General features: G+C 39.7%; 18 protein-coding genes and 1 pseudogene. 4 read left to right on the forward strand and 15 right to left on the reverse strand.

The features are described from left to right. Window positions 1–41 precede the first annotated feature (41 nt). The 14 genes and pseudogenes from MHB44_RS12970 to MHB44_RS13035 all read right to left on the reverse strand — a co-directional run bounded on the left by MHB44_RS12970 (window position 42) and on the right by MHB44_RS13035 (window position 16262). Window positions 42–968 carry a HAMP domain-containing sensor histidine kinase gene (locus tag MHB44_RS12970; protein ID WP_341299501.1) on the reverse strand — a complete coding sequence of 309 codons (927 nt, stop codon included), beginning with the start codon at window positions 966–968 and terminating at the stop codon, window positions 42–44. A gap of 20 nt (window positions 969–988) precedes the next feature. After that, the gene (locus MHB44_RS12975) at window positions 989–1738 is read right to left on the reverse strand and encodes an ABC transporter permease (RefSeq protein ID WP_053994571.1); all 750 of its coding nucleotides are present in this window, start codon (window positions 1736–1738) and stop codon (window positions 989–991) included. Beyond that, complete coding sequence (locus MHB44_RS12980; RefSeq protein WP_053994570.1) at window positions 1731–2654, reverse strand: ATP-binding cassette domain-containing protein; 924 nt, start codon at window positions 2652–2654, stop codon at window positions 1731–1733. The genes MHB44_RS12975 and MHB44_RS12980 overlap by 8 nt, the downstream gene beginning before the upstream one ends. A 77-nt stretch (window positions 2655–2731) precedes the next feature. Further along, on the reverse strand, window positions 2732–3424 hold the full coding sequence (locus MHB44_RS12985) for a response regulator transcription factor (RefSeq protein ID WP_053994569.1): 693 nt from the start codon (window positions 3422–3424) through the stop codon (window positions 2732–2734). 137 nt (window positions 3425–3561) lie between these two features. After that, window positions 3562–4578: an Rpn family recombination-promoting nuclease/putative transposase gene (locus tag MHB44_RS12990; RefSeq protein ID WP_053994568.1), complete on the reverse strand. Its 1017-nt coding sequence runs from the start codon at window positions 4576–4578 to the stop codon at window positions 3562–3564. 137 nt (window positions 4579–4715) lie between these two features. Further along, the gene (leuD, locus tag MHB44_RS12995) at window positions 4716–5306 is read right to left on the reverse strand and encodes a 3-isopropylmalate dehydratase small subunit (RefSeq protein WP_053994567.1); all 591 of its coding nucleotides are present in this window, start codon (window positions 5304–5306) and stop codon (window positions 4716–4718) included. Between the two features lie 31 nt (window positions 5307–5337). Then, a complete protein-coding gene (gene leuC / locus MHB44_RS13000; protein WP_341299502.1) occupies window positions 5338–6747 on the reverse strand; it encodes a 3-isopropylmalate dehydratase large subunit in 1410 nt (469 codons plus the stop codon). 27 nt (window positions 6748–6774) lie between these two features. Beyond that, window positions 6775–7875 (reverse strand): 3-isopropylmalate dehydrogenase, encoded by a 1101-nt coding sequence (gene leuB, locus MHB44_RS13005; RefSeq protein ID WP_053994565.1) that lies wholly within the window; start codon window positions 7873–7875, stop codon window positions 6775–6777. Between the two features lie 117 nt (window positions 7876–7992). Continuing rightward, window positions 7993–9054: pseudogene (gene ilvC / locus MHB44_RS13010) on the reverse strand (ketol-acid reductoisomerase); the annotation flags it as partial. A gap of 44 nt (window positions 9055–9098) precedes the next feature. Next, window positions 9099–9614 (reverse strand): acetolactate synthase small subunit, encoded by a 516-nt coding sequence (gene ilvN, locus MHB44_RS13015; RefSeq protein ID WP_053994563.1) that lies wholly within the window; start codon window positions 9612–9614, stop codon window positions 9099–9101. Next, on the reverse strand, window positions 9611–11377 hold the full coding sequence (gene ilvB, locus MHB44_RS13020) for a biosynthetic-type acetolactate synthase large subunit (RefSeq protein WP_341299503.1): 1767 nt from the start codon (window positions 11375–11377) through the stop codon (window positions 9611–9613). Before ilvB ends, ilvN begins: the two co-directional genes overlap by 4 nt. Window positions 11378–11804: 427 nt before the next feature. Beyond that, window positions 11805–13475, reverse strand: a complete 1671-nt coding sequence (gene ilvD / locus MHB44_RS13025; RefSeq protein ID WP_341299504.1) for a dihydroxy-acid dehydratase — start codon at window positions 13473–13475, stop codon at window positions 11805–11807. Window positions 13476–13776: 301 nt separating this feature from the next. Continuing rightward, window positions 13777–15099 carry a D-arabinono-1,4-lactone oxidase gene (locus MHB44_RS13030; protein ID WP_341299505.1) on the reverse strand — a complete coding sequence of 441 codons (1323 nt, stop codon included), beginning with the start codon at window positions 15097–15099 and terminating at the stop codon, window positions 13777–13779. Beyond that, window positions 15087–16262, reverse strand: a complete 1176-nt coding sequence (locus MHB44_RS13035) for an amino acid deaminase/aldolase (protein ID WP_341299506.1) — start codon at window positions 16260–16262, stop codon at window positions 15087–15089. The genes MHB44_RS13030 and MHB44_RS13035 overlap by 13 nt, the downstream gene beginning before the upstream one ends. A gap of 651 nt (window positions 16263–16913) precedes the next feature. Between MHB44_RS13035 and MHB44_RS13040 the strand changes: the two genes are divergently transcribed. Beyond that, the gene (locus MHB44_RS13040; RefSeq protein WP_341299507.1) at window positions 16914–17171 is read left to right on the forward strand and encodes a GlsB/YeaQ/YmgE family stress response membrane protein; all 258 of its coding nucleotides are present in this window, start codon (window positions 16914–16916) and stop codon (window positions 17169–17171) included. 35 nt (window positions 17172–17206) lie between these two features. Here the strand turns inward: MHB44_RS13040 and MHB44_RS13045 are convergent, their stop codons facing one another. Beyond that, entirely contained in the window at window positions 17207–17905 is a 699-nt protein-coding gene (locus tag MHB44_RS13045) for a lytic transglycosylase domain-containing protein (protein WP_341299508.1), read from the reverse strand. 408 nt (window positions 17906–18313) lie between these two features. Between MHB44_RS13045 and mscL the strand changes: the two genes are divergently transcribed. From mscL to MHB44_RS13060, 3 genes are all read left to right on the forward strand, one after another. After that, window positions 18314–18703, forward strand: coding sequence for a large conductance mechanosensitive channel protein MscL (gene mscL, locus MHB44_RS13050; RefSeq protein ID WP_053994557.1), 390 nt, complete (start codon window positions 18314–18316; stop codon window positions 18701–18703). 281 nt (window positions 18704–18984) lie between these two features. Continuing rightward, window positions 18985–20100, forward strand: coding sequence for a methionine biosynthesis PLP-dependent protein (locus MHB44_RS13055; protein ID WP_341299509.1), 1116 nt, complete (start codon window positions 18985–18987; stop codon window positions 20098–20100). A 3-nt stretch (window positions 20101–20103) separates the two neighbouring features. Continuing rightward, window positions 20104–21264: an aminotransferase class I/II-fold pyridoxal phosphate-dependent enzyme gene (locus MHB44_RS13060; RefSeq protein WP_341299510.1), complete on the forward strand. Its 1161-nt coding sequence runs from the start codon at window positions 20104–20106 to the stop codon at window positions 21262–21264. Window positions 21265–21312: the final 48 nt, after the last annotated feature.

Genomic DNA, 21312 nt, shown 5'->3' on the forward strand with positions numbered 1-21312 from the left:
TTTTAAAACGAAAAAATTACTTCATTTCAAAAGTTCAGTTTTTATAAAGCTTCATCACCAGTCTTTGGTGTAGAAACACACCATTGACATTTCATCGATAATTGTTGGTCGTGCAATTTTGCTGAAAGAGTACCGTTCATTTTTTCCATCAAGCTTTTGGCAATAGATAGGCCTAGTCCTGTGCCTTTGCCCTTTCTTGCTTGATCGGCTTTGTAAAAACGGTCAAATAGATGAAAAAGGTCTTGCTCTTGTAATTGTGGTGCTGGATTGCTAATGATCAGCTCCGTGCATGATGGTGTTTGATGGAGGGCGATGGTAACGTGCCCCACCGAATGCTTTAAAGCGTTGGTCACTAAGTTTTCAATGACTCGCTTGAGTGCTGATGGGTCTGCCTTCACCCTTACCATTTCTTCTGGCATATGAATAGTTGGCTCGATCTGCTGTTGGTTAAATGCTTCATAAAAGCTAACTAACACCTCTAACACCAAATCATTCAATTGAACCCATTCCATCTTTAATAAATAGTCGGTAGACTCAATAACGGATAGCTCAAAAAAATCTTCCAATAATACTTTTAGCCTTAATGCACTTGATTTGACAATGCGCATATACTCCTGGCGTATGTGAGGAGGAATCGTTTCATCCTCTAAAAATTGCACATAGCCTAAAATAGAGGTCATCGGTGTACGAATATCATGTGAAATATTGGAAATCGCCTGCTTAAGCTCATTTTCTGTTCTTTTTTGCTCAGCAATCGCCTGCTTTGTTTCATCTATTTCATGATTAATTTCCTCTGCTAGCCGTTCAAAATCTTTATCATAAAGGCTAAGATTAATTTTCTTCGTAGTTTGCTGCTTATGTCGTTGTTGTAATTGCTTCGTTGCACTGCGTATTTCCTTTTTCAAACATAGAAAGCGGGCGAGAAGACATATTGTGATAAAGCTTAAAACGATGACCACATATAGCATTTTCTCCCCCACCTCCCTGTTTATTTAATTTCTTTTTTCTGAAATACAATACTTCCTAAAATACCGAAAACAATAAAGGTAATGATGGGCATCATGATTAATTGCACCAGCTCAGCACCATGTATGGTCTCTATGCGTCCAATATCTAAAAACAGCTTAAAGATCGAGGAGTTAAAAACGACCTCAAATACTGGAAAGAAGTGACTTAATGTATACAATAGACTATCCAACAGCAAGAAAAAGAACAGCATAAAGCCAATGGCCTTCCCACTCTCCGTAAAAATTGTAGCAAATAAAGCCATAATGGATGCAAAAGCGATTGTATAAAGAGCAGTTAAGCCAACTGTGCTTGCAAAATAGCTAAGTGTAGGCATCCCATTAAAATGCAGAAAAATAGCCACAGCTCCTGTAAACACAAAAGGAAAGACAAATGCAATCAAAATGGCTCCAATCGAGTAGACCATTAATTTTGCAAAATAAATACGCACTCTACTATTTCCTGACGCGACAATGCTTTTCATCGTGCCCATTGCATATTCACTGGAAATAAAGAACCCTCCTAGTACACAGGGCACCAGTCTTATAATATAATTATTGCCCCCAAGAATCGTCTGACGGTAAAAGTCATTAACCGCTATAGTATCTGCACCTTCATCAAATATAATTAACAACGGATAGGAGAGGCTAATTACTATTAGAATAATAAGCAATGTCCATAGTGAGCGATCCTTCCTAAGCTTATACCATTCTGACTTGATCACATTATTCATGATAAATACCTCCAATGCGCTCCATAAAATAGGACTCTAAATCCTGACCCATTGGCATAAATTGTTCAATAATAAGCCCTTCATTGACAAGCGTTGAAGAAACTTTTCCAGGCGTATCTACATAACGATATAGCTTAATACAGCCATCTGGCATTACTTCAAAGTTATTTGTCGCAAGAGTCGTTTCCAGAATCGCCGCAGCCTTCTCAGGATTGCTTACCTTAATATGCAGAAATTGCTGACATTGATGATTCAGCTCTTCTACCGTTAATTGCTCCAATAAATCACCTTTATGGATAATGCCATAATGCGTAGCAAGTAAATGAAGCTCACTTAGTAAATGGCTTGAAATTAAAATGGTCATACCATATTCACGATTTAATTTTTTCAGCAGTTCTCGTACTTCAACAACCCCCATTGGGTCTAAACCATTGATTGGTTCATCTAAAATCAGAAACTCTGGGTCTCCCAGTAAGGAGATGGCTATACCTAAGCGTTGTTTCATGCCCAATGAAAAATTTTTTGCCTTCTTTTTCCCTGTATCCTGAAGACCTACAATGGCTAATGCCTTTTCTACGCAGTCTTTCCCTGGAATGCCCTTTAACAGCCTGTGAGCTTCTAAATTTTCAGCCGCTGTCATATATGGGTATAATGCAGGCCCCTCAATCATTGTTCCGATACGTTTGCGCGCTTCCACTAGCGCTGATCCATGACTATAGCCAAACAATTCAATTGATCCCGCAGTTGGCATAGCAAGACCTGAAACAATGCGAATCAGGGTAGATTTCCCAGCACCGTTTTGTCCAATAAAGCCGTAAATAGAGCCTTTTTTGATGGAAAGATTGACTTTATGTAAAGCGATTTGTTTGTTAAATTGCTTCGTTAAATGACTTGTTTTCAATATATAATCCGTCATATAATCCCTCCTTCTATGATACATCAAGTATAAAAAGGAAGTATTAATAAAGACTTAAGGCAATTCTTAAAAAAAGCTTAAGTTTTCAATCGATACCCCATCCCCCAAACCGTTTCAATATAGTCCTCCTCTGGATTCACCGCTGCTAATTTACTACGGATATTACTAATATGGACATTGATGGTGTTATCATCCCCATAATAGGTCTCCTGCCACACACTTTCAAACATATTTTTCTTTGTAAACACCTTCTTCGGTGATGCCATAAGAAGCACAAATATCTCATATTCCCGAGCGGTAAAATTCAACGCTTCCCCTTTGATAAAAACAGCTTTTGCATCTTGGTCAACCTCTACATCCTTATGGACAAGTCGCTTTGTTGCTGGCTGCCTTGTAATACGTTGGTATCTTCTTAAATGGGAGTCGATTCTTGCCGATACTTCTTCAATATCAAAGGGCTTTGTAATATAATCATCCGCTCCTGTTCGTAACATGCCTATTTTTGTTTGTTGGTCTAACTTGGCAGAAATAATAATAATCGGTATAGGACTTTGCGCTGTAATGTTTGTCAGTAGCTCATCTCCAGACATCCCTGGCAGCATAAGATCAAGGAGTATCATATCCCATTCCGCCTTTTCCAAATAGAGCATTGCCTCTGTTCCTGAAAAAGCAGGTTGAGGAAAATAGCCATTTTTCTTAATAATACTACAGAGCAATTGGTTAATCGCATCATCATCTTCCACCACTAAAATATTTACTTTTTCTGTCATCGCCTAATCCCTCCTACTTTTTATAGGGCATCTTAATGATAGTATAGCGAGATTTTTTGATTAAACACAAAAAAACTGAAGACAACATTATATTTGTCTTCAGTCTCACCATTCTATTAGTGCTTCTCTTCTTAAGACTATGATAAATAGCTCTTTGCATCATCCAAACTACTAATTGTGAAAATATTTGCTACAATTTCATTTAACACTTCTACATTTGCTTGGCTTATAGCCTGCTTTAGCTCCTCAGGCAACTCACCAAATTTTTGTGTTAATTGGACTGTTGCCATTTGCGATAAAGCATTTCTTTCTCCTTGTCGTAAGCCTTTGTGTAGCCCTTGTTGTAATCCTTCTTGTAATCCTTCATTTTTCCAAATTTCCGCCAATGTCATGACTAAGTCACTCCCTTTCAGCTCGTGGTTTTCAAGGCGTTCAATAATTTTGCCCATATCCTCTTTTGTTAAATCGTTCCCAGCCTCATAAATATAACGCAGCATCGTTTCAATATAGCCTACTGCCGTTTGTTTATCCTCTAGCTCACCTAAATAATGAAAGGCACGTAAAATGGCCTCTAATAATGCCCTGCCTTGTTTTGTTTGTACATCACGAAATAGTGTGAAGAGAATACGATTGCGGACAGTACCACGTATATCATTATCATCATATTGAGAGAAATCATATACTAAATAGTTAAAATTAGGCACATACGCTCTAATGGAATCTGGTAATGCCTGATAGCCATCCAATAGCTCACCTAAGTTTGTTGGCAATTGCCATTCTTTTTTCCCATGATACATAAGCAATGGAATAATAATGGGCAACTTTTTTACACGCTCCTTGCTGCGCTTTGCCTCCCAAATATCTAACATATAGCGCAGTAATTGCAATATTGTTCCTTTATCCAAGTAGCTTTTATGCTCAAATAATAAATATAAATAGCCTTCTCGCTGGCAAATATCGACCTTAAACAGTAAATCGGAAAAACTTTCTTCTAGTTCAGGTGTTAAAAAGCTGTCCTTCTGTGGTGTTAGTGTGTCTAAATTCAACACTTGCAATACTTCCTTTGGACAATAATGCAACAAAAAATCCTTTGCGACCTCCACATCACCAAATGATTCCTTAAAAAACTTATCATGTGGATTTTGTAACTTCACGTTTAATATCACCTCACCTATAAATAATTTTAAGTATCTTTATTATACAATTTTGCTTTTTAAGATGCGAATAATGATAATGGATATAAAATAACAAAAAACTGAAGACAACATTATAATTGTCTTCAGTCTCGCTATTAATAGGCCACACGTTGTGCCTCGTAGGCAGCAATATGGTCTTCGTATTTAAAGGTTAGAGCAATTTCATCCCAACCGTTTAGCAATGTTTCCTTATAGTATGGATCAATTGTGAAACGATAGACTTTGCCATCCTCACCTGTCACCGTTTGCTCTGCAAGGTTGACTTCCATTGTATATGGCTTTGCTAAGCCTTTTGCTAGAATATCATCGCATTCTGCTTCTGTTAGTTTAATTGGCAAAATCCCATTTTTAAAGCAGTTATTATGGAAAATATCTGCAAAGGATGGTGCGATAACAACATTAAAGCCATAGTCTAAAATAGCCCATGGTGCATGCTCACGAGAAGAGCCACAGCCAAAATTATCTTGTGCTACAAGAATTTTTGAATCTTTAAATTCAGGTTTATTCAGCACAAAGTCCTGTATTTCATTGCCCTGTGCATCAAAGCGCCAATGGTAAAATAAATATTGGCCAAAGCCTGTACGCTCAATACGCTTTAAAAACTCTTTTGAAATAATTTGGTCTGTATCTACATTTTTACGGTCAAGTGGTGTGATCACACTATTTACGATATTAATTGGTTCCATTTTCAATCATCCTTTCCATGTAAAGCAAGGCTTACACAGTTTCCTTTACAAATTCACGTACATCGATAAAGTGACCTGCAATGGCAGCGGCTGCTGCCATTGGCGGAGATACTAAATGTGTACGAGAACCTGCACCTTGACGTCCTTCAAAGTTACGGTTGGATGTAGAGGCACAGCGTTCGCCAGCTGGAACTACATCATCATTCATCGCTAGACACATCGAGCAGCCTGACTCTCGCCACTCAAAGCCTGCCTCAATAAAGATTTTATCCAGTCCTTCTGCCTCTGCCTGCTTTTTCGTAGAATGAGAACCTGGTACAACAATTGCTGTGACACGATCATGCACCTTGCGTCCTTTAATAACGCTAGCCGCTGCACGTAAATCACTAATACGTGAGTTTGTACAGGAGCCAATAAAGACATGCTGGATGTCGATGGATGTTAGTGGTTGCCCTTCCTCTAAGCCCATATAAGCAAGTGCTTTACGAAGAGCCGCCTTATCTGTCTCATCATTATAATCTGCTTGTGTTGGTACATTTCCTGAGATACCTGAACCCATGGATGGATTTGTGCCCCATGTCACGATTGGCTCGATTTCCTCAGCTTGGATGATGCGTACTTCATCATACGTTGCATCCTCATCTGATGCTAAGCTTAGCCAATAAGCCGTAGCCTCTTCAAATTTTTCACCCTGTGGTGCATAGCGACGTCCACGAATATAATCAACTGTAATTTGGTCAGGTGATACCAATCCTGCTTTTGCACCCGCCTCAATCGACATATTACAAATTGTCATACGTTCTTCCATTGACAGCTTGTGGATGGCCTCTCCAGTAAACTCCACAATATGCCCTGTACCAACGCCAATACCGAACTTGGCAATAATCGCTAAAATAATATCCTTTGCGGCTACACCAACTGGTAGCTCACCTTCTACACGAATTTCCATTGTTTTTGGCTTGCTTTGCCATAATGTTTGTGTGGATAAAACATGCTCCACCTCTGATGTACCGATACCAAAGGCGATCGCACCAAAGGCTCCGTGTGTAGATGTATGAGAGTCACCACAAACAATTGTCTTACCTGGCTGTGTTAGGCCTAGCTCTGGTCCAATAACATGGACAATTCCTTGGTCTGGATGTCCCATTCCTGCAAGCTCCACACCAAATTCTTCCGCATTTTTTGCCAATGTTTCGATTTGGTTGCGTGCAATTGGGTCATTAATTGTTGGTAAGTTTTTCGTTGGTACATTGTGATCCATTGTCGCAAAGCTTAAATCAGGGCGTCGCACTTTACGTCCATTGATACGTAGTCCTTCAAAAGCCTGTGGAGACGTTACTTCATGAATTAAATGAAGATCAATATATAACAGGTCCGGTTTGCCCTCTTCCTGATAAACAACATGTTTATCCCAAATCTTTTCAATTATATTTTTACCCATTGTCTTCACCTATTTCTTTAAATTTCATTAGATATATGTTGTCATAATGCTTTCTGAAACAAAGCTTGTATCAATTTCATTAATTACTTTATCTGTCCATTCATTTGTGGATAACGTGCGACCGCCGTCACGAGCAAGATCTGCTGTAAAGTAGCCATCATCAAACACTGCACTGACAGCACGTTCAATTTCTGCTGCCTCTTCCTTTAAGCCAAAGGAGTATTGTAGCATCATCGCTACTGAAAGAATTGTAGCGGCAGGGTTGGCAACACCTTGTCCTGCAATTTCAGGCGCTGAACCATGGACAGGTTCATATAAGCCAAAATTATCACCACGAATGGATGCAGATGGTAGTACACCAAGTGAGCCTGTAATAACCGATGCCTCATCACTTAAAATATCACCAAACATATTTTCCGTAACGACTACATCATAGTGTCCTGGATTAGTAATAAGCTTCATTGCTACAGAGTCCACTAGGTTGTGCTCTACTCGTACATCTGGATAATCTTTTTTCTTTTCTTCTACAACTTCACGCCATAAGCGACTTGTTTCAAGAACATTCGCCTTATCAACAGAGCATAATTTGCCTCCACGTAAACGTGCTAGCTCAAAGGCATTTTCAACGATACGCTCCACTTCTGCTTTTGAGTAAACCGTTGTATCAATTGCGCCATTTTCAGTACGCATACGTGGTTCCCCAAAGTATACTCCGCCTGTTAATTCACGTACAATCATTAAATCAACGTTTTCAGCTACTTCACGCTTTAATGGTGAAGCATCTAGTAAACTCGGGAACGCCTTTACTGGACGTAGATTTGCAAATAAATCAAAGTGTTTACGAATACGCAATAATCCTTTTTCTGGACGTAATTCAGGTGGATTTTGATCCCATTTTGGGCCACCAACGGCTCCTAATAGAATGGCATCACTATTTTCACACATGTCAATTGTTTCATCAGGTAGTGGATTATTGTGTTGGTCGATGGCAGCACCTCCAATTGTTGCATACCCTAAATGAAATGTATGATTAAACCGCTTACCAATCACCTGTAATACACGTACAGCAGAAGCAACAACCTCTGGTCCGATTCCGTCACCAGGAAGGACTGTAATTTTTTTCTCCATCGTCAAAACACCTTTCTTTGTATAGTGCATTCGTTATTTGAATAATTACGCTCACCTACCTTTGATTGAGGTGAGCGTAATGGTTGATTCACATTCTACATTGTAGAATCGAAATAATTAGTTTTTCGCGCTTGTTGCTGCTTCTTCTCTTACAACTTTCTTTTTACCTTCATTGATAAATGGCATCATCGCACGTAATTTTGCGCCAACTTCTTCGATTTGATGGTTTGCACCAGCTTCTTTGAATTTTGTATATTCAGGACGACCATTTTCATTTTCTTGAATCCAACGACGAGCAAATGTACCATCTTGGATATCTGTTAAAACATCTTTCATACGAGCTTTCACAGATTCATCCACAATACGTGGTCCTGCTACATAATCGCCCCATTCCGCTGTATCGGATACAGAGTAGCGCATTGTTGCCATACCACCTTCAAACATTAGGTCAACAATTAGCTTTAACTCATGAAGTGTTTCAAAGTATGCTAGCTCTGGTTGATAGCCAGCTTCTACTAGCGTTTCAAAGCCTGCTTGTACTAATGCTGTCGCACCACCACATAATACTGCTTGTTCACCGAATAAATCTGTTTCTGTTTCTTCTTTAAATGATGTTTCAAGAAGTCCACCACGTGCAGCACCGATTCCTTTACCGTATGCAAGTGCGATGTCTTTTGCTTGACCTGTTGCATCTTGATGGATTGCGAATAAACCTGGTACGCCCGCACCTTCTTGGAATTGACGACGCACTAAGTGACCTGGGCCTTTTGGTGCTACTAAAAATACATCAACATCTGCTGGTGGTGTAATTTGACCGAAGTGAATATTGAAACCATGAGCAAACATTAATGCTTTTCCAGCTTGTAAATGTGGTGCAATTTCTGCTTCATAAACAGCTTTTTGACGCTCATCTGGTAGTAAAATTTGAATAATATCTGCTTCTTGTGCTGCCTCTGCAACTGTTTTCACATCAAGACCATCTGCTTTTGCTGCATCGAAAGAGCCGCCTGGACGAACTCCTACAACTACATCGAAACCTGATTCTTTAAGGTTTAGTGCATGCGCATGACCTTGTGAGCCATAGCCGATAATCGCGATTTTCTTTCCTTTTAATACATCTTCATTGATATTTTGTTCGTAGTACATTGTAGCCATAATTTGTTTCCTCCTAGAATGTGTTTGTTTTAGCGCTTTCGGAAAAGCGGTTAATTTTTATATGCAAACTATTTTAAAATAGAAAGCTGTGGGTTTGAGACGATTTGTGTTTCACGTACGGATGCTGTTGCGCCTGTACGTGTAAGTTCTTTAATGCCATATGGTCGAATGAGCTCAATAAAGGCATCAATTTTTTCAGGGTGTCCTACTACTTGATACGTCACAACATTTTTGGCCGTATCAATAATTTGTGCACGGAATGGTTCGACAATCGAATTCATTTCCAATCGTAAATTTGGTGGTGAAATAACCTTTACAAGTGCTAGCTCGCGTAGAACAATGGCTTTGTCAGTAATGTCATTCACTTTTAATACATCAATTTGCTTGGATAATTGCTTGACTAGCTGCTCGATTTTGCGCTCATCCTCTACATGCACCACAAAGGTCATTTTTGAAGAGTTTTGTTGCTCTGTATGACCAACTGTAATGGATTCAATATTGAATTGACGCTTCATCAATAAACCTGTTAATCGATTTAATACACCACTTTGGTTAATCACAGTTACAGTAATTACTCGTTTCAATTCTTTTTCACCCCAATCATTTCGTGTAAGCCTGCGCCTGGTGCTACCATTGGGTAAACACATTCCAACTGTTTCACGCGGCAATCAATTAATACTGGCTCATCAGAAAGTAGTGCCTCACGGAAAATGGCTTCTGCCTCATCGATTGTGTTAATACGATAGCCTTTAATATCATAGGCATCTGCTAATTTAACAAAATCTGGTTGGATTGGCATTAGTGACGATGAATAGCGCTCTTCATAAAATGTTTCTTGCCATTGGCGTACCATTCCAAGACAGCTATTATTCAAAATCACGATTTTTACTGGTAAGTTAAACTCCTGTAGTAGCGAAAGCTCCTGTGCTGTCATCTGGAAGCCTGCATCTCCTACAATCGAAATAACTTTTTTGTCTGGTTTCGCAAACTGGGCGCCAATTGCGGCAGGGAAGCCGAAGCCCATCGTACCAAGTCCACCAGACGTTACCCATCCATGTGCATTATTTAAGTGATAGTATTGCGCTGTCCACATTTGATGCTGACCCACATCTGTTGTGACAATTGCTTCACCTTCTGTAATTTTGTGTACAAGCTGTAATGCCTCTTGTGGTAAAATTTCCTGATCATTCGCATCCTTGACATACCATAATGGGTATTCTTCAGCATGATTTTGTAAAAATGCTAGCCATTCTGCTGTATCAGGACCCTCAAAGCTCTTTTTCAATAATGCTTTTAAAGCTTCTTTTGCATCAGCAACGATCGGTATATCCGTTGGTACATTTTTACCGATTTCAGCTGGGTCGATATCAATATGGATAATGGTTGCATTTGGTGCAAAGGTAGCTAAATTACCTGTTAAACGGTCATCAAAGCGCGCACCGATATTTAGTAATAAATCTGATTTTGTAATAGCGGTATTTGCTGTCACTGTCCCATGCATACCAGCCATACCAAGGAATAGCTCATGTTCACCATGAATCGAGCCTAGCCCAAGCAAGGTATTAACTACTGGAATGCGATATTTTTCTGCGAAAGTTGTTAGCTCTTCACGTGCATCAGCAAACAGAACACCCGCACCCGCTAAAATCACTGGGTTTTTAGCTAAAGATATGGCTTGGATCGCCTTTTGAATTTGCAAATAATTTGGCTTATAGGTCGGCTGGTAACCTGGTAAATAAATTTCATCAGGTGCTTGTGGTGGATTCTCTACATCAAATAACATTTGTGAGACGTTTTTTGGGAAGTCCACGACAACAGGACCCTTTCTACCTGTGTTGGCAATATGGAAAGCTTCTTTCACGATACGTGGAATATCATTAATATCCTGTACTTGGTAATTATGCTTAGTAATTGGTGTTGTAATCCCCATAATATCTGCTTCTTGGAAAGCGTCTGTGCCAATAACAGCGGTAGAAACCTGACCTGTAAAGACAACTAATGGGATGGAATCAATCATGGCGTCGGCAATACCTGTTACAAGATTTGTCGCGCCAGGTCCACTTGTTGCAATAACAACGCCTGGTTGATTCGATACACGTGCATAGCCTTCCGCTGCATGAATTGCTCCCTGCTCATGTCTTGTTAAAATATGACGGATTGGATTTTTATACATCGCATCATAAATTTGTAGTACGGCTCCTCCGGGATAGCCAAAAATGATTTCAACACCTTGATCATGTAGTGCTTGTACTAATATATCTGCACCATCCTTCGCCTGATAAGCTGGTTTATCAGTGGCTGTTGCTGCTAATTGTTCTTTTTCGTTGATCGAAACATTTGTACTCATCAAATTATGCCTCCTTCATATTTTTCAATCCTATTTTTTACTAAAGAGTTGGCTTATTCCATGTTGAACATAATAAAAAGCCTTTTTCTCCACACGCAAAGAATTACCTTACGTAGGGATGAAAAAGACTTTCCATGGTACCACCCTTTTTTATAGCAAATAATTGCTACCTCGCGAATAAATGACTGCATTTATGCACCAATGCGAAAGACATCGCATCCAATAGAGTGTCATAAAACATTTATTCATTAATAACGAGCACTTTCGACTATGCCCGAAGCTATCTAATGGTGTAAACACGTTTAATAGCTCACTCCGAGGGGATGTCGGATTTAGTTGTATCGCCGGCTTCCAGCACGACCGGCTCTCTGGTAGATACAAGACTCTAAAACCTTTAACCTCATCAACGTTTTCAAATATCTAATTGTTAAATCTTCATTACGCCACCTGTTGAAGCGTTTGTCACTAATTTTGAATATCTTGCGAGCCAACCGCGTTTAATCTTTGGCTCAAAGACTGGTAATTTTGCACGACGTTCAGCTAAAACTTCCTCTGAAACTTCTAACTGAATTGTGCGGTTTGGTAAATCAATAGAAATGATATCGCCATTTTCTACTAAAGCAATTGGACCACCCTCAGCAGCTTCTGGTGAAATATGTCCGATTGAAATACCGCGAGATGCGCCTGAGAAACGACCATCTGTAATTAGGGCAACCTTTGTTCCAAGACCACGACCTTGAATTGCAGATGTTGGTGCAAGCATTTCAGGCATCCCTGGGCCACCTTTTGGTCCTTCATAGCGAATGACGACAACATGACCCTCTTGCACTGTTCCATTATCAATATTTTCTTGTGCTGCCTCCTGTGAATCAAAGACGATTGCCTCTCCTGTAAATACCTTGATGGAAGGATCAACTGCTCCAACCTTGATCACAGAGCCTTCTGGTGCGATATTACCGAATAATACCGATAAACCACCTACAGCACTATATGGATTATCTTTCGTTCGAATGACTTGATCATTAGTAATATGATAATCTTTTACAAGCTCACCCATCGTTACACCCGCCACTGTTGGTCGGTCTGGATGAATAGCTCCAGGAATGGCTGTTAATTCATTAATAATGGCACTTACGCCACCCGCTTTATTAATATCATCCATTGAAATATCTGAAGCAGGCATGATTTTTGCTAAATATGGTACGCGCTCTGCTACTTTATTAATATCTTCAATGTTGTAATCTATTTCTGCTTCACTCGCAATCGCTAATGTATGGAGCACCGTATTTGTGGAACCACCCATTGCCATATCAAGTGCAAACGCATCATCGATTGCCTCTTTTGTAATAATGTCGCGAGGTTTAACATCCTCTTTGACCATACGAATTAATTGCTTAGCTGCTTCCTTAATCAGCTTATGACGCTCTTCAGAAGTGGCTACAATTGTACCATTTCCAGGTAAAGCGACACCAAGCATTTCCATTAAGCAGTTCATCGAGTTTGCTGTAAACATCCCTGAGCATGAACCACATGTTGGACATGCATTATTTTCAATATCTAATAGCTCCTCAGCTGACATATTGCCAGATTTATGAGCACCTACACCTTCAAAAACAGATGTTAATGAAAGCTGCTTACCTGAAGCAGATGTACCAGCCTCCATTGGACCACCCGAAACAAAAATGGATGGTACATTAGTACGAACTGCTGCCATTAGCATACCTGGTGTAATTTTGTCACAGTTTGGAATATAAAACACACCATCAAACCAGTGTGCATTGATAACTGTTTCTGCTGAGTCTGCGATAATTTCCCGGCTTGGTAATGAATAACGCATACCAATATGCCCCATTGCAATACCATCATCAACACCAATTGTATTAAATTCGAATGGAATACCGCCCGCCTCAATAATGGCTTCTTTGACAACATCAGCGAATGTACGTAAATGAACGTGACCTGGTATTATGTCGATATAAGAGTTACAAACCCCAATAAATGGCTTGCCTAAATCTTTCGCTTTTACTTTGCCTGTTGCATATAAAAGACTTCGATGCGGCGCTCGATCTACGCCTACTTTAATCATGTCACTTCTCATTTTAAACGCCCCTCATTTATTGCTCTGTTTGTTGCTATATACAAAATGTTCTGTCTATTTTAATTTTGTTTATAGAATCATAGCTTTTTCGTTTCGTTACGGCTGTAACAAACGTGTTAAATTGTTGTTATCATAGTACGAAAAAAGCTTCTCGTCAACAGTATTTTTTGAATTGTTTAAACAATTCAAAAAATCAGCTAAATTTGAAATCGTTTTCATGCTGATTAAATATCATTTTTATCTCGTTTTGATAAAATTTTTAATAGTTCATGTAATTTTTAATTTTTTTATGATTTATCCGCTACAATATAAATAATTTTTTTAGATATCCTGTTAAAAATATTTGATCAGGATCATATTGTTGACGAATGGTTAAAAATCTTTCAATCTCTGGATACAATGTATGGACTGCTTGCGCTGTTAAATGATGCTGCTTGCCCCAATGAGGACGTCCCTCATATTTTTGCATCAATGTATGGACCCATTTAAAGTAGGGCTCCTCTGGCATTCCTTTATACATATGAAAGGCGATAAAGGCTGACTCTTGTCCTTGCGTTGGACTTAAAAAGCCTGGTTCTCCAGCCGTTGTTCGACACTCTAATGGGAAATGTACATGGAAGATGCCCTTTTGAAAGGTTGCATGTATTTCCTCCATACAGGCTTCAAATTGGGTTAATGGAATCGCATATTCACTTTCCTGAAACTTTACACTACGAGGTGACGGATAAATTTCATAGCTAATGCCTACTTTTTCACCCTCTACTACATTTGCAGCTGCGATCTTACTCATCACGCCACTTAAAGCAGGCTTCCATCTACAAAGCTCTGACATCGCAAAAAAAGCACCATTTTCCACAATTTGCAGCTTTAGCATTTCTACTCGTTTATGCCATTCACTCTGATAGACAGGCGCTACCGCATTCATACGCTTTACCTGAACGGTTTCACTACCAGGAAAGTAAAACCATTCCACATGGCGATGCTGGCGAATATCCTCTGCAAAAATGGCAAGTCCATTTGCCAAAGTTTCTCTTGCTCCCACATAATGCAAAGCGTATAGTGGTATGACCTTGATCGTTACTTTGACAACTACACCAAGCATTCCAAGCGATACATGAAGTGCTTCAGATACCTCATCCAGCCCTCTTCTATGCTCCTGGTAAGCACCAGTGCCATCTACAAATCCCCATGCCCTAACAGCAGCAGACAAGGAGCCAAGTGTCACTCCAGTGCCATGCGTGCCAGTTGATACTGCTCCTGCAATTGTTTGCTCCTGAATATCGCCCATATTGATTAATGCAAAGCCATGCTGCGCTAGCAGTGGGCCAATTTCATAGAGGTAGGTTCCCGCCCATAATGTGGCCTCCTGCCTATCCTTATTCACGGCGATTAATCCGCGCATATTATGTAAGGAAATAGCGATATGCTCAGGCATGGCTACAGCACTAAAGGAATGAGCTGCACCTGTGACACGAATATTTTTCCCCGCTTGACGCGCTTGCTTGACGATTGCTGAAACTTCCTCAATCGACTGCGGTAAGTGCATTTCACCTGGATATGACACCACATTGCCAGCCCAATTTGTCCATTTTGCCCCATTATGCCATTTATCTATAGAAAACATTGTCCATCCCCCCTATATGTGGTGTAAGGTCCCATATACTTATCTCCACGAATACTATGCAATACTTGAAAGCGCTCACAAAGCTCACCAGCCTTGGCATGTCGAAAATAAATTGTATCGCCAATCTGTAGCTGTCTTCCCTTTACTTTAACGGGCGTTTGCACCTCCCCTGCTCCTTCTAAGCTAAGATATGCAAATATAGCAGGTTCATAGAATACAGGTAAACGATCAATACCGATTGCGCCAGAAGCGGTATAACCACCACCATGACAAACAACAATATCCTTGTCAGGCTTTCTTGTAACACGTAATGCAAACCCGGCTGCTTTTGCTAGCTGTAAATGTGTAAATTGGTCAAACAATGCAGGCGCATAAAAGGCGGAACCTACGGTAATTTCAGTCACCTCTTTTTGCTGGGCTGTATAGCTCATACTGCCTGACCCTCCTCCATTGACAAAGCGAAGATTCGGAAAATAAGCCTTAATATGGGCAATGGCGAATCGACGAAATTGGGTCACTTGCTTTTTGGCCTGTTTTTGCATCGTTTCAATCAACCTACCTTTTAAAGCATTTGCAGGGCGATTGCCGACACCTGCAATTTGAGCCTCATAGCCCATCGCGCCAACAACCTCAATAATAGGATGCTGTTGAATAACTTGTAAAAATGATGTTAATAGCTCAAGGGAATGCAATGAAGAACGCTTCGTACCAAAATACAATAGTTTAAAATCAGTGGAGACATTCATATCAATGCAAACCTCCACACGTACACCCATTTCCTCCCCCAGCTTTGCTAATAGGTGGATATGCTCAGGTCGATCCACCATAAAAGTAACGGTTTTTCCATTTTCCACAAAATGTAATAGTCGTTGAATCGCTGACTCCTCCATAACGGGATAGCCTAGCAATACGTCATCAAAATGCTGTTCTAATAGATAAATCGTTTCTGCTGCCGTGAATGTCATCAAGCCTACAACATTCGCAAGATTCTTTTGGATATAGCGCAGCACCTCCACAGAACGAATGGATTTTGTTGCAATTCGAATTTGTTTTTCACCACAAGCGTTGTGCACCGTTTGAATATTTTTATCTACTGCATCTAAGTCCAGCCAAGCAAATGGTCGTTCCAAATGATAAAATGCTTGATCGAGTCTTGCTGTCATACCATCGCCTCCTCTTATATGTACTATGTATTTGACATTTAACAAACCAATCCCTCTTTTCAGCAAAAATAAAAACAATCGTGAGCATCGGCTAAATAAAGCCTTCACGATTGTTTTAAGATTGGATAAACATTGTATTCACCTTTCTATAGTAGTTAATTACGATGCGTATAAAAATTCAACTGCAAAATTTAGCATAACTAGTAAATGCAACCCTGCAATAAGAAAACCTTGTCGATTTAAACGTTTCATAACAGCCATATCCATCTCAATCACTCTCCTTTTTTATTATTATAGTGATTTGTCACAAAATTTTCAAACTATTTTTTTATTTTATATATACTTTTTTTATTTATTATGATTTAAAATAGGAAGTTTCAATATTGACATGTGGCTGGTACAAATTTTTTTGTTGAACATATGATAGCAGTAAGCGATGAAATCATGCTATGTACAAGACATAGGTTACTGTAGTTAATTTGCTCAAGTTTACAGCGATGTATGCAGATAAAAGTAGCTAGCTGAAAAGCTGTCTACTGTTCAAAAAAAGCATGTAATAATTACTAAAAAAGCGGATAGCGTTTAATCTGCTTTATTCAGGGTATAACTAAGTAATCGCCATTATATCTTAATTTAAGGAGATGAAAAATAATGATTAGTTTCATTTGGTATTTAATCATCGGTGGGATTTTAGGTTGGTTAGCTGGCGTAATTTTAGGTAAGGATGTACCTGGTGGCATCATCGGGAATATTATTGCTGGTATTATCGGTTCTTGGATTGGTAGTATGATTTTAGGTAACTGGGGTTGGCGAGTTAGTGATTTCTATGTGTTCCCTGCATTAATCGGTGCAATTGTACTGATCTTTATCGTAAGCCTTATTCTAAAGGGTATGCGTAAAGCAACTTAAATATGTAATGAAGAGCCATCCATTGCGGTGGCTCTTTATTTTTCATTATTCATCAGCAGGGCTGCTTTCAGCTCATCGCGATAGTCGTTGTATAATTGAAAGTAATATAGCACATTCTCTACATATTCATCACTATGGTTGTATTGAAAAACGGCTTGTTTAATGTCGCCATTCGCAGCGCCAGATTTAGCTAAATAATTGGCAGCACTAAAGACTGCATCTTCAATATCATAGGGATCTGCAAGGCCATCACCATTGGCATCTACACCATAGCCACCATATTTTTCAATAATGGCTGGATTCATGAGCTCCGCCTTCGGTATATTGCCTTTCCCCAGCCCAGAGCAGGTAGGATGCTGCCAGCCGACAAAGGTACAAGGCATAAATTGTAAATGCCCTTCTGCTCCAGCGGAAGAAACCATTGATTTTATGGTAGAAAAGCGTGTTTCTATACGATGATGAGCAGCTAGTAATGTCCAGGGCACACCGTATTTTTCCTCTGCCGCTACATAGATAGGAATAAATTGCTCTGGGATATTCATATCGAATTGTTGTTGAATTTCTTCCATTGCCTTTTGCTGGGCTAGCTTTTCGAAAATCGGTAATGTTTGTAGCTCCTTCCACGCAAAAAAGATAAGGACATACACGGTTATTGCTATTGGTATTAATAACGCTATCATGCCCTTTTTTGTGGCGGATGATAACATCGGTTTGCTATTCTTTTTCTTTGCCATATGTCACACCTAATTCAATATTCTTCTTCCATATTACCAAACTTACTGATAAATGTAGTATATCTTTTCATCAATAGCACGATGTTGGAAATCGTCTCAAGATTTTCTCTTCATTTAAGCAGGATAAAGACGTATTGAATTCGCTCTATATTGAAACGGACATCTCCCATTGATTGAAGGGAGAGAAATCATTTCCACTACGAATCCAGTTGAAATGGTTGGGAAAAATATAGTAAAATACAAATTGATTTATTTTAAATGGATAAAGTGAATCTTTAATGAATGGGGTTTCGCACTAGCCCCACTGATTGGACGTTTCACCACGCTTTATTACAGGCTGTTGATCCCCGTGTTTATCGGGGGTCTTACAGCCTATTAATACGGGATAAAAATAGGGAGGAATTTATTTTGTGGAAAGACTTTAAAGAATTTGCGATGAAAGGCAACATTATCGATCTTGCCGTAGCAGTTGTTATTGGGGGTGCTTTCGGTAAAATTGTAACCTCCTTAGTTGAAAATATTATTATGCCATTAGTGGGTGTGTTAACAGGTGGCATTGATTTAACGAAAAGCTTTGTGTACGGCTCAGGTGAAGCCCAAATCCAATTAGGTGTATTTTTGCAATCCATTCTTGATTTTTTAATTATTGCCTTTGCGATTTTTATGGCCTTACGAATTATGACCAAGCTGACACGTAAAAAGGAAGAAGCGGTCGTTGAGGAGCCAACACCTGAGCTGGATGCAAAGGAAGAGCTACTAAAGGAAATTCGCGATTTATTAAAGCAAGAAAAAGCATAAGGATCAAAAATCTGTCTCGTTTATACACGAGGCAGATTTTTTATATGGAGCACGTATTTGTCTTTATGTAGAAGCATTCGTCTATAAAGCATAATCCTCCTTCTATTCAATATCTCCTACTATTCCTAGGAGATTAACTAGCAATAATCCCACTAATTTTCAGAAATCACCCTTGTTCTTCTTTTCCATACATGTTAAATTGATAACAATTATTGAAAATACAATGAATTAAAAGCGTATATGAGGGCTTTTAATTCAGCATTAGAGAAAAGAGTGACATTATGACAATAAACAGAAGCATTGAAACAAAACTCGTACAATTAGGAAATTTAAGCGACCCTACAACAGGTGCTGTGAGCCCGCCAATTCATTTATCAACTGCCTATAAGCATACTGGAATTGGTGAATCTACTGGCTTTGACTATACACGTACAAAAAACCCAACACGTACCCTTTTAGAGGCAGGCATTGCAGATTTAGAGGGCGGCGATATGGGTTTTGCCTGTAGCTCTGGGATGGCAGCCATTCAATTAGTGCTTTCCTTATTTAAACCAGGCGATGAGCTAGTAGTCCCTGATGATTTATATGGGGGGACATACCGACTATTTGGCTTCTTTGAGGAAACCTATAATATTAAGCCTGTTTATTCAAAATTTGAAGCTGTTGAGCAGGTGGAGGCGTTAATCACAGCCAATACACGTGCATTATTCATTGAAACACCAACAAATCCATTAATGCAGGAATTTGATTTACAATTATATGCTGAGCTAGCACAGAAGCATGATCTATTATTAATTGTTGATAATACGTTTTATACACCATACTTCCAGCGTCCTATTGAATTAGGCGCAGATATTGTCCTTCATTCTGCGACAAAATACATTGGCGGGCATAATGATGTGCTAGCAGGTCTTGTAGTAGTAAAGGGTACGGAATTAGCAGAACGTGTTGGCTTTATTCATAACGGGAGCGGTATGGTGCTAGGCGCAATGGATGCATGGCTGCTGATTCGCGGCTTAAAAACAATGCATCTCCGCTTAAAACAGCATGATGCAAATGCCAAAGCAATTGCTGCTTACTTAGAGGAAGAAGAGCTTGTAACAGATGTGCTGTATACAGGAAAAGGTGGTATGCTATCCTTCCGCCTGCAAAAGCCTGAGTGGGTTGACCCATTCCTGCGCAACTTAAAATTAATTACGTTTGCTGAAAGTCTTGGCGGTGTTGAAAGCTTTATTACGTATCCTGCAACACAAACACATGCAGATATGCCGTATGAAGAGCGTGTTGAGCGTGGCGTATGTGATCGTTTACTGCGCTTCTCTGTTGGTATTGAGGAGGCAGAGGATTTAATTGCAGACTTACGACAAGTATTTGATATCCTAAGAAAAGAGGCATAATTTATGAAGCAACGTATTGAAACGAGTCTTATTCATGCTGGTGTGCGTGATGGCTATGCAAATAAAAAAGGGGCGGTCAATGTCCCAATGTATCTGTCCTCTACCTTCCATCAAGAAAGTATTGATGAGTTTGGCGAATATGATTATGCGCGCTCTGGTAACCCAACAAGAGATGCGCTAGAAAAAGCGGTTGCTGAGCTAGAGGGCGGTGTGCGTGCCCATGCCTTTTCTTCAGGGATTGCTGCCGTATCAGCAGCTTTAATGCTACTATCACAGGGCGATCATATTGTGATGACAGAGGATGTTTACGGTGGCACCTATCGTTTTGTAACAAAAGTATTACCACGCTTTGGGATTTCTCATACATTTGTAGATTTCACGGATTTAGCGGCAGTAGAAGCAGCAATTTCGCCAGCTACAAAGCTACTTTATATGGAAACACCCTCAAATCCAACATTAGGCATTACAGATATTCGTGGTGTGGTGGCACTTGCGAAGCAACACCAATGCCTCACGTTTTTAGATAATACATTTATGACTCCGTTACACCAACGTCCATTAGAGCTTGGCGTGGATGTAGTGATTCATAGTGCGACGAAGTTCTTATCTGGCCATTCTGATATTATAGCTGGCTTAACAGTTACTGCCGATGAAAAGCTTGGACAGGACCTTTACTTTATCCAAAATTCATTCGGCAATATTTTAGGTGTGCAGGATTGTTACACACTACTACAAAATATCAAAACAACCGATGTACGCTTTAGTCGTTCTACTGAATCTGCACAAAAAATTGCAGAATTTTTAGCTGCCAGCCCTGTTGTGGAGCAAGTATATTATCCTGGACTTGCCTCACATCCTGGCTATGCTATTCATCAAAGCCAATGTACAAGCGCAGGTGCTGTCTTATCCTTCCGCTTGCCAAGCTATGCTGCTGCAAAGGCATTGGTCGAAGCGATGACCATTCCTGTTTTCGCAGTTTCTCTTGGCGGTGTAGAATCTATACTTTCGTATCCAGCAAAGATGAGTCATGCTGCGATGGAGCCTGAGGAGCGCGCAAAACGTGGGATTACAGATGGACTTTTACGCTTTTCAGTAGGGCTTGAGCATGTAGATGATTTAATTGCTGATTTCGCACAAGCATTAGATATTGCTGCACAAGTTTAATTCACTTCAAGGACTGTGAGAAGGCATTTTCTCACAGTCTTTTTCACC

Origin of the sequence: Lysinibacillus sp. FSL H8-0500 (assembly GCF_038051955.1) — a bacterium.
Taxonomy (GTDB): domain Bacteria; phylum Bacillota; class Bacilli; order Bacillales_A; family Planococcaceae; genus Lysinibacillus; species Lysinibacillus macroides.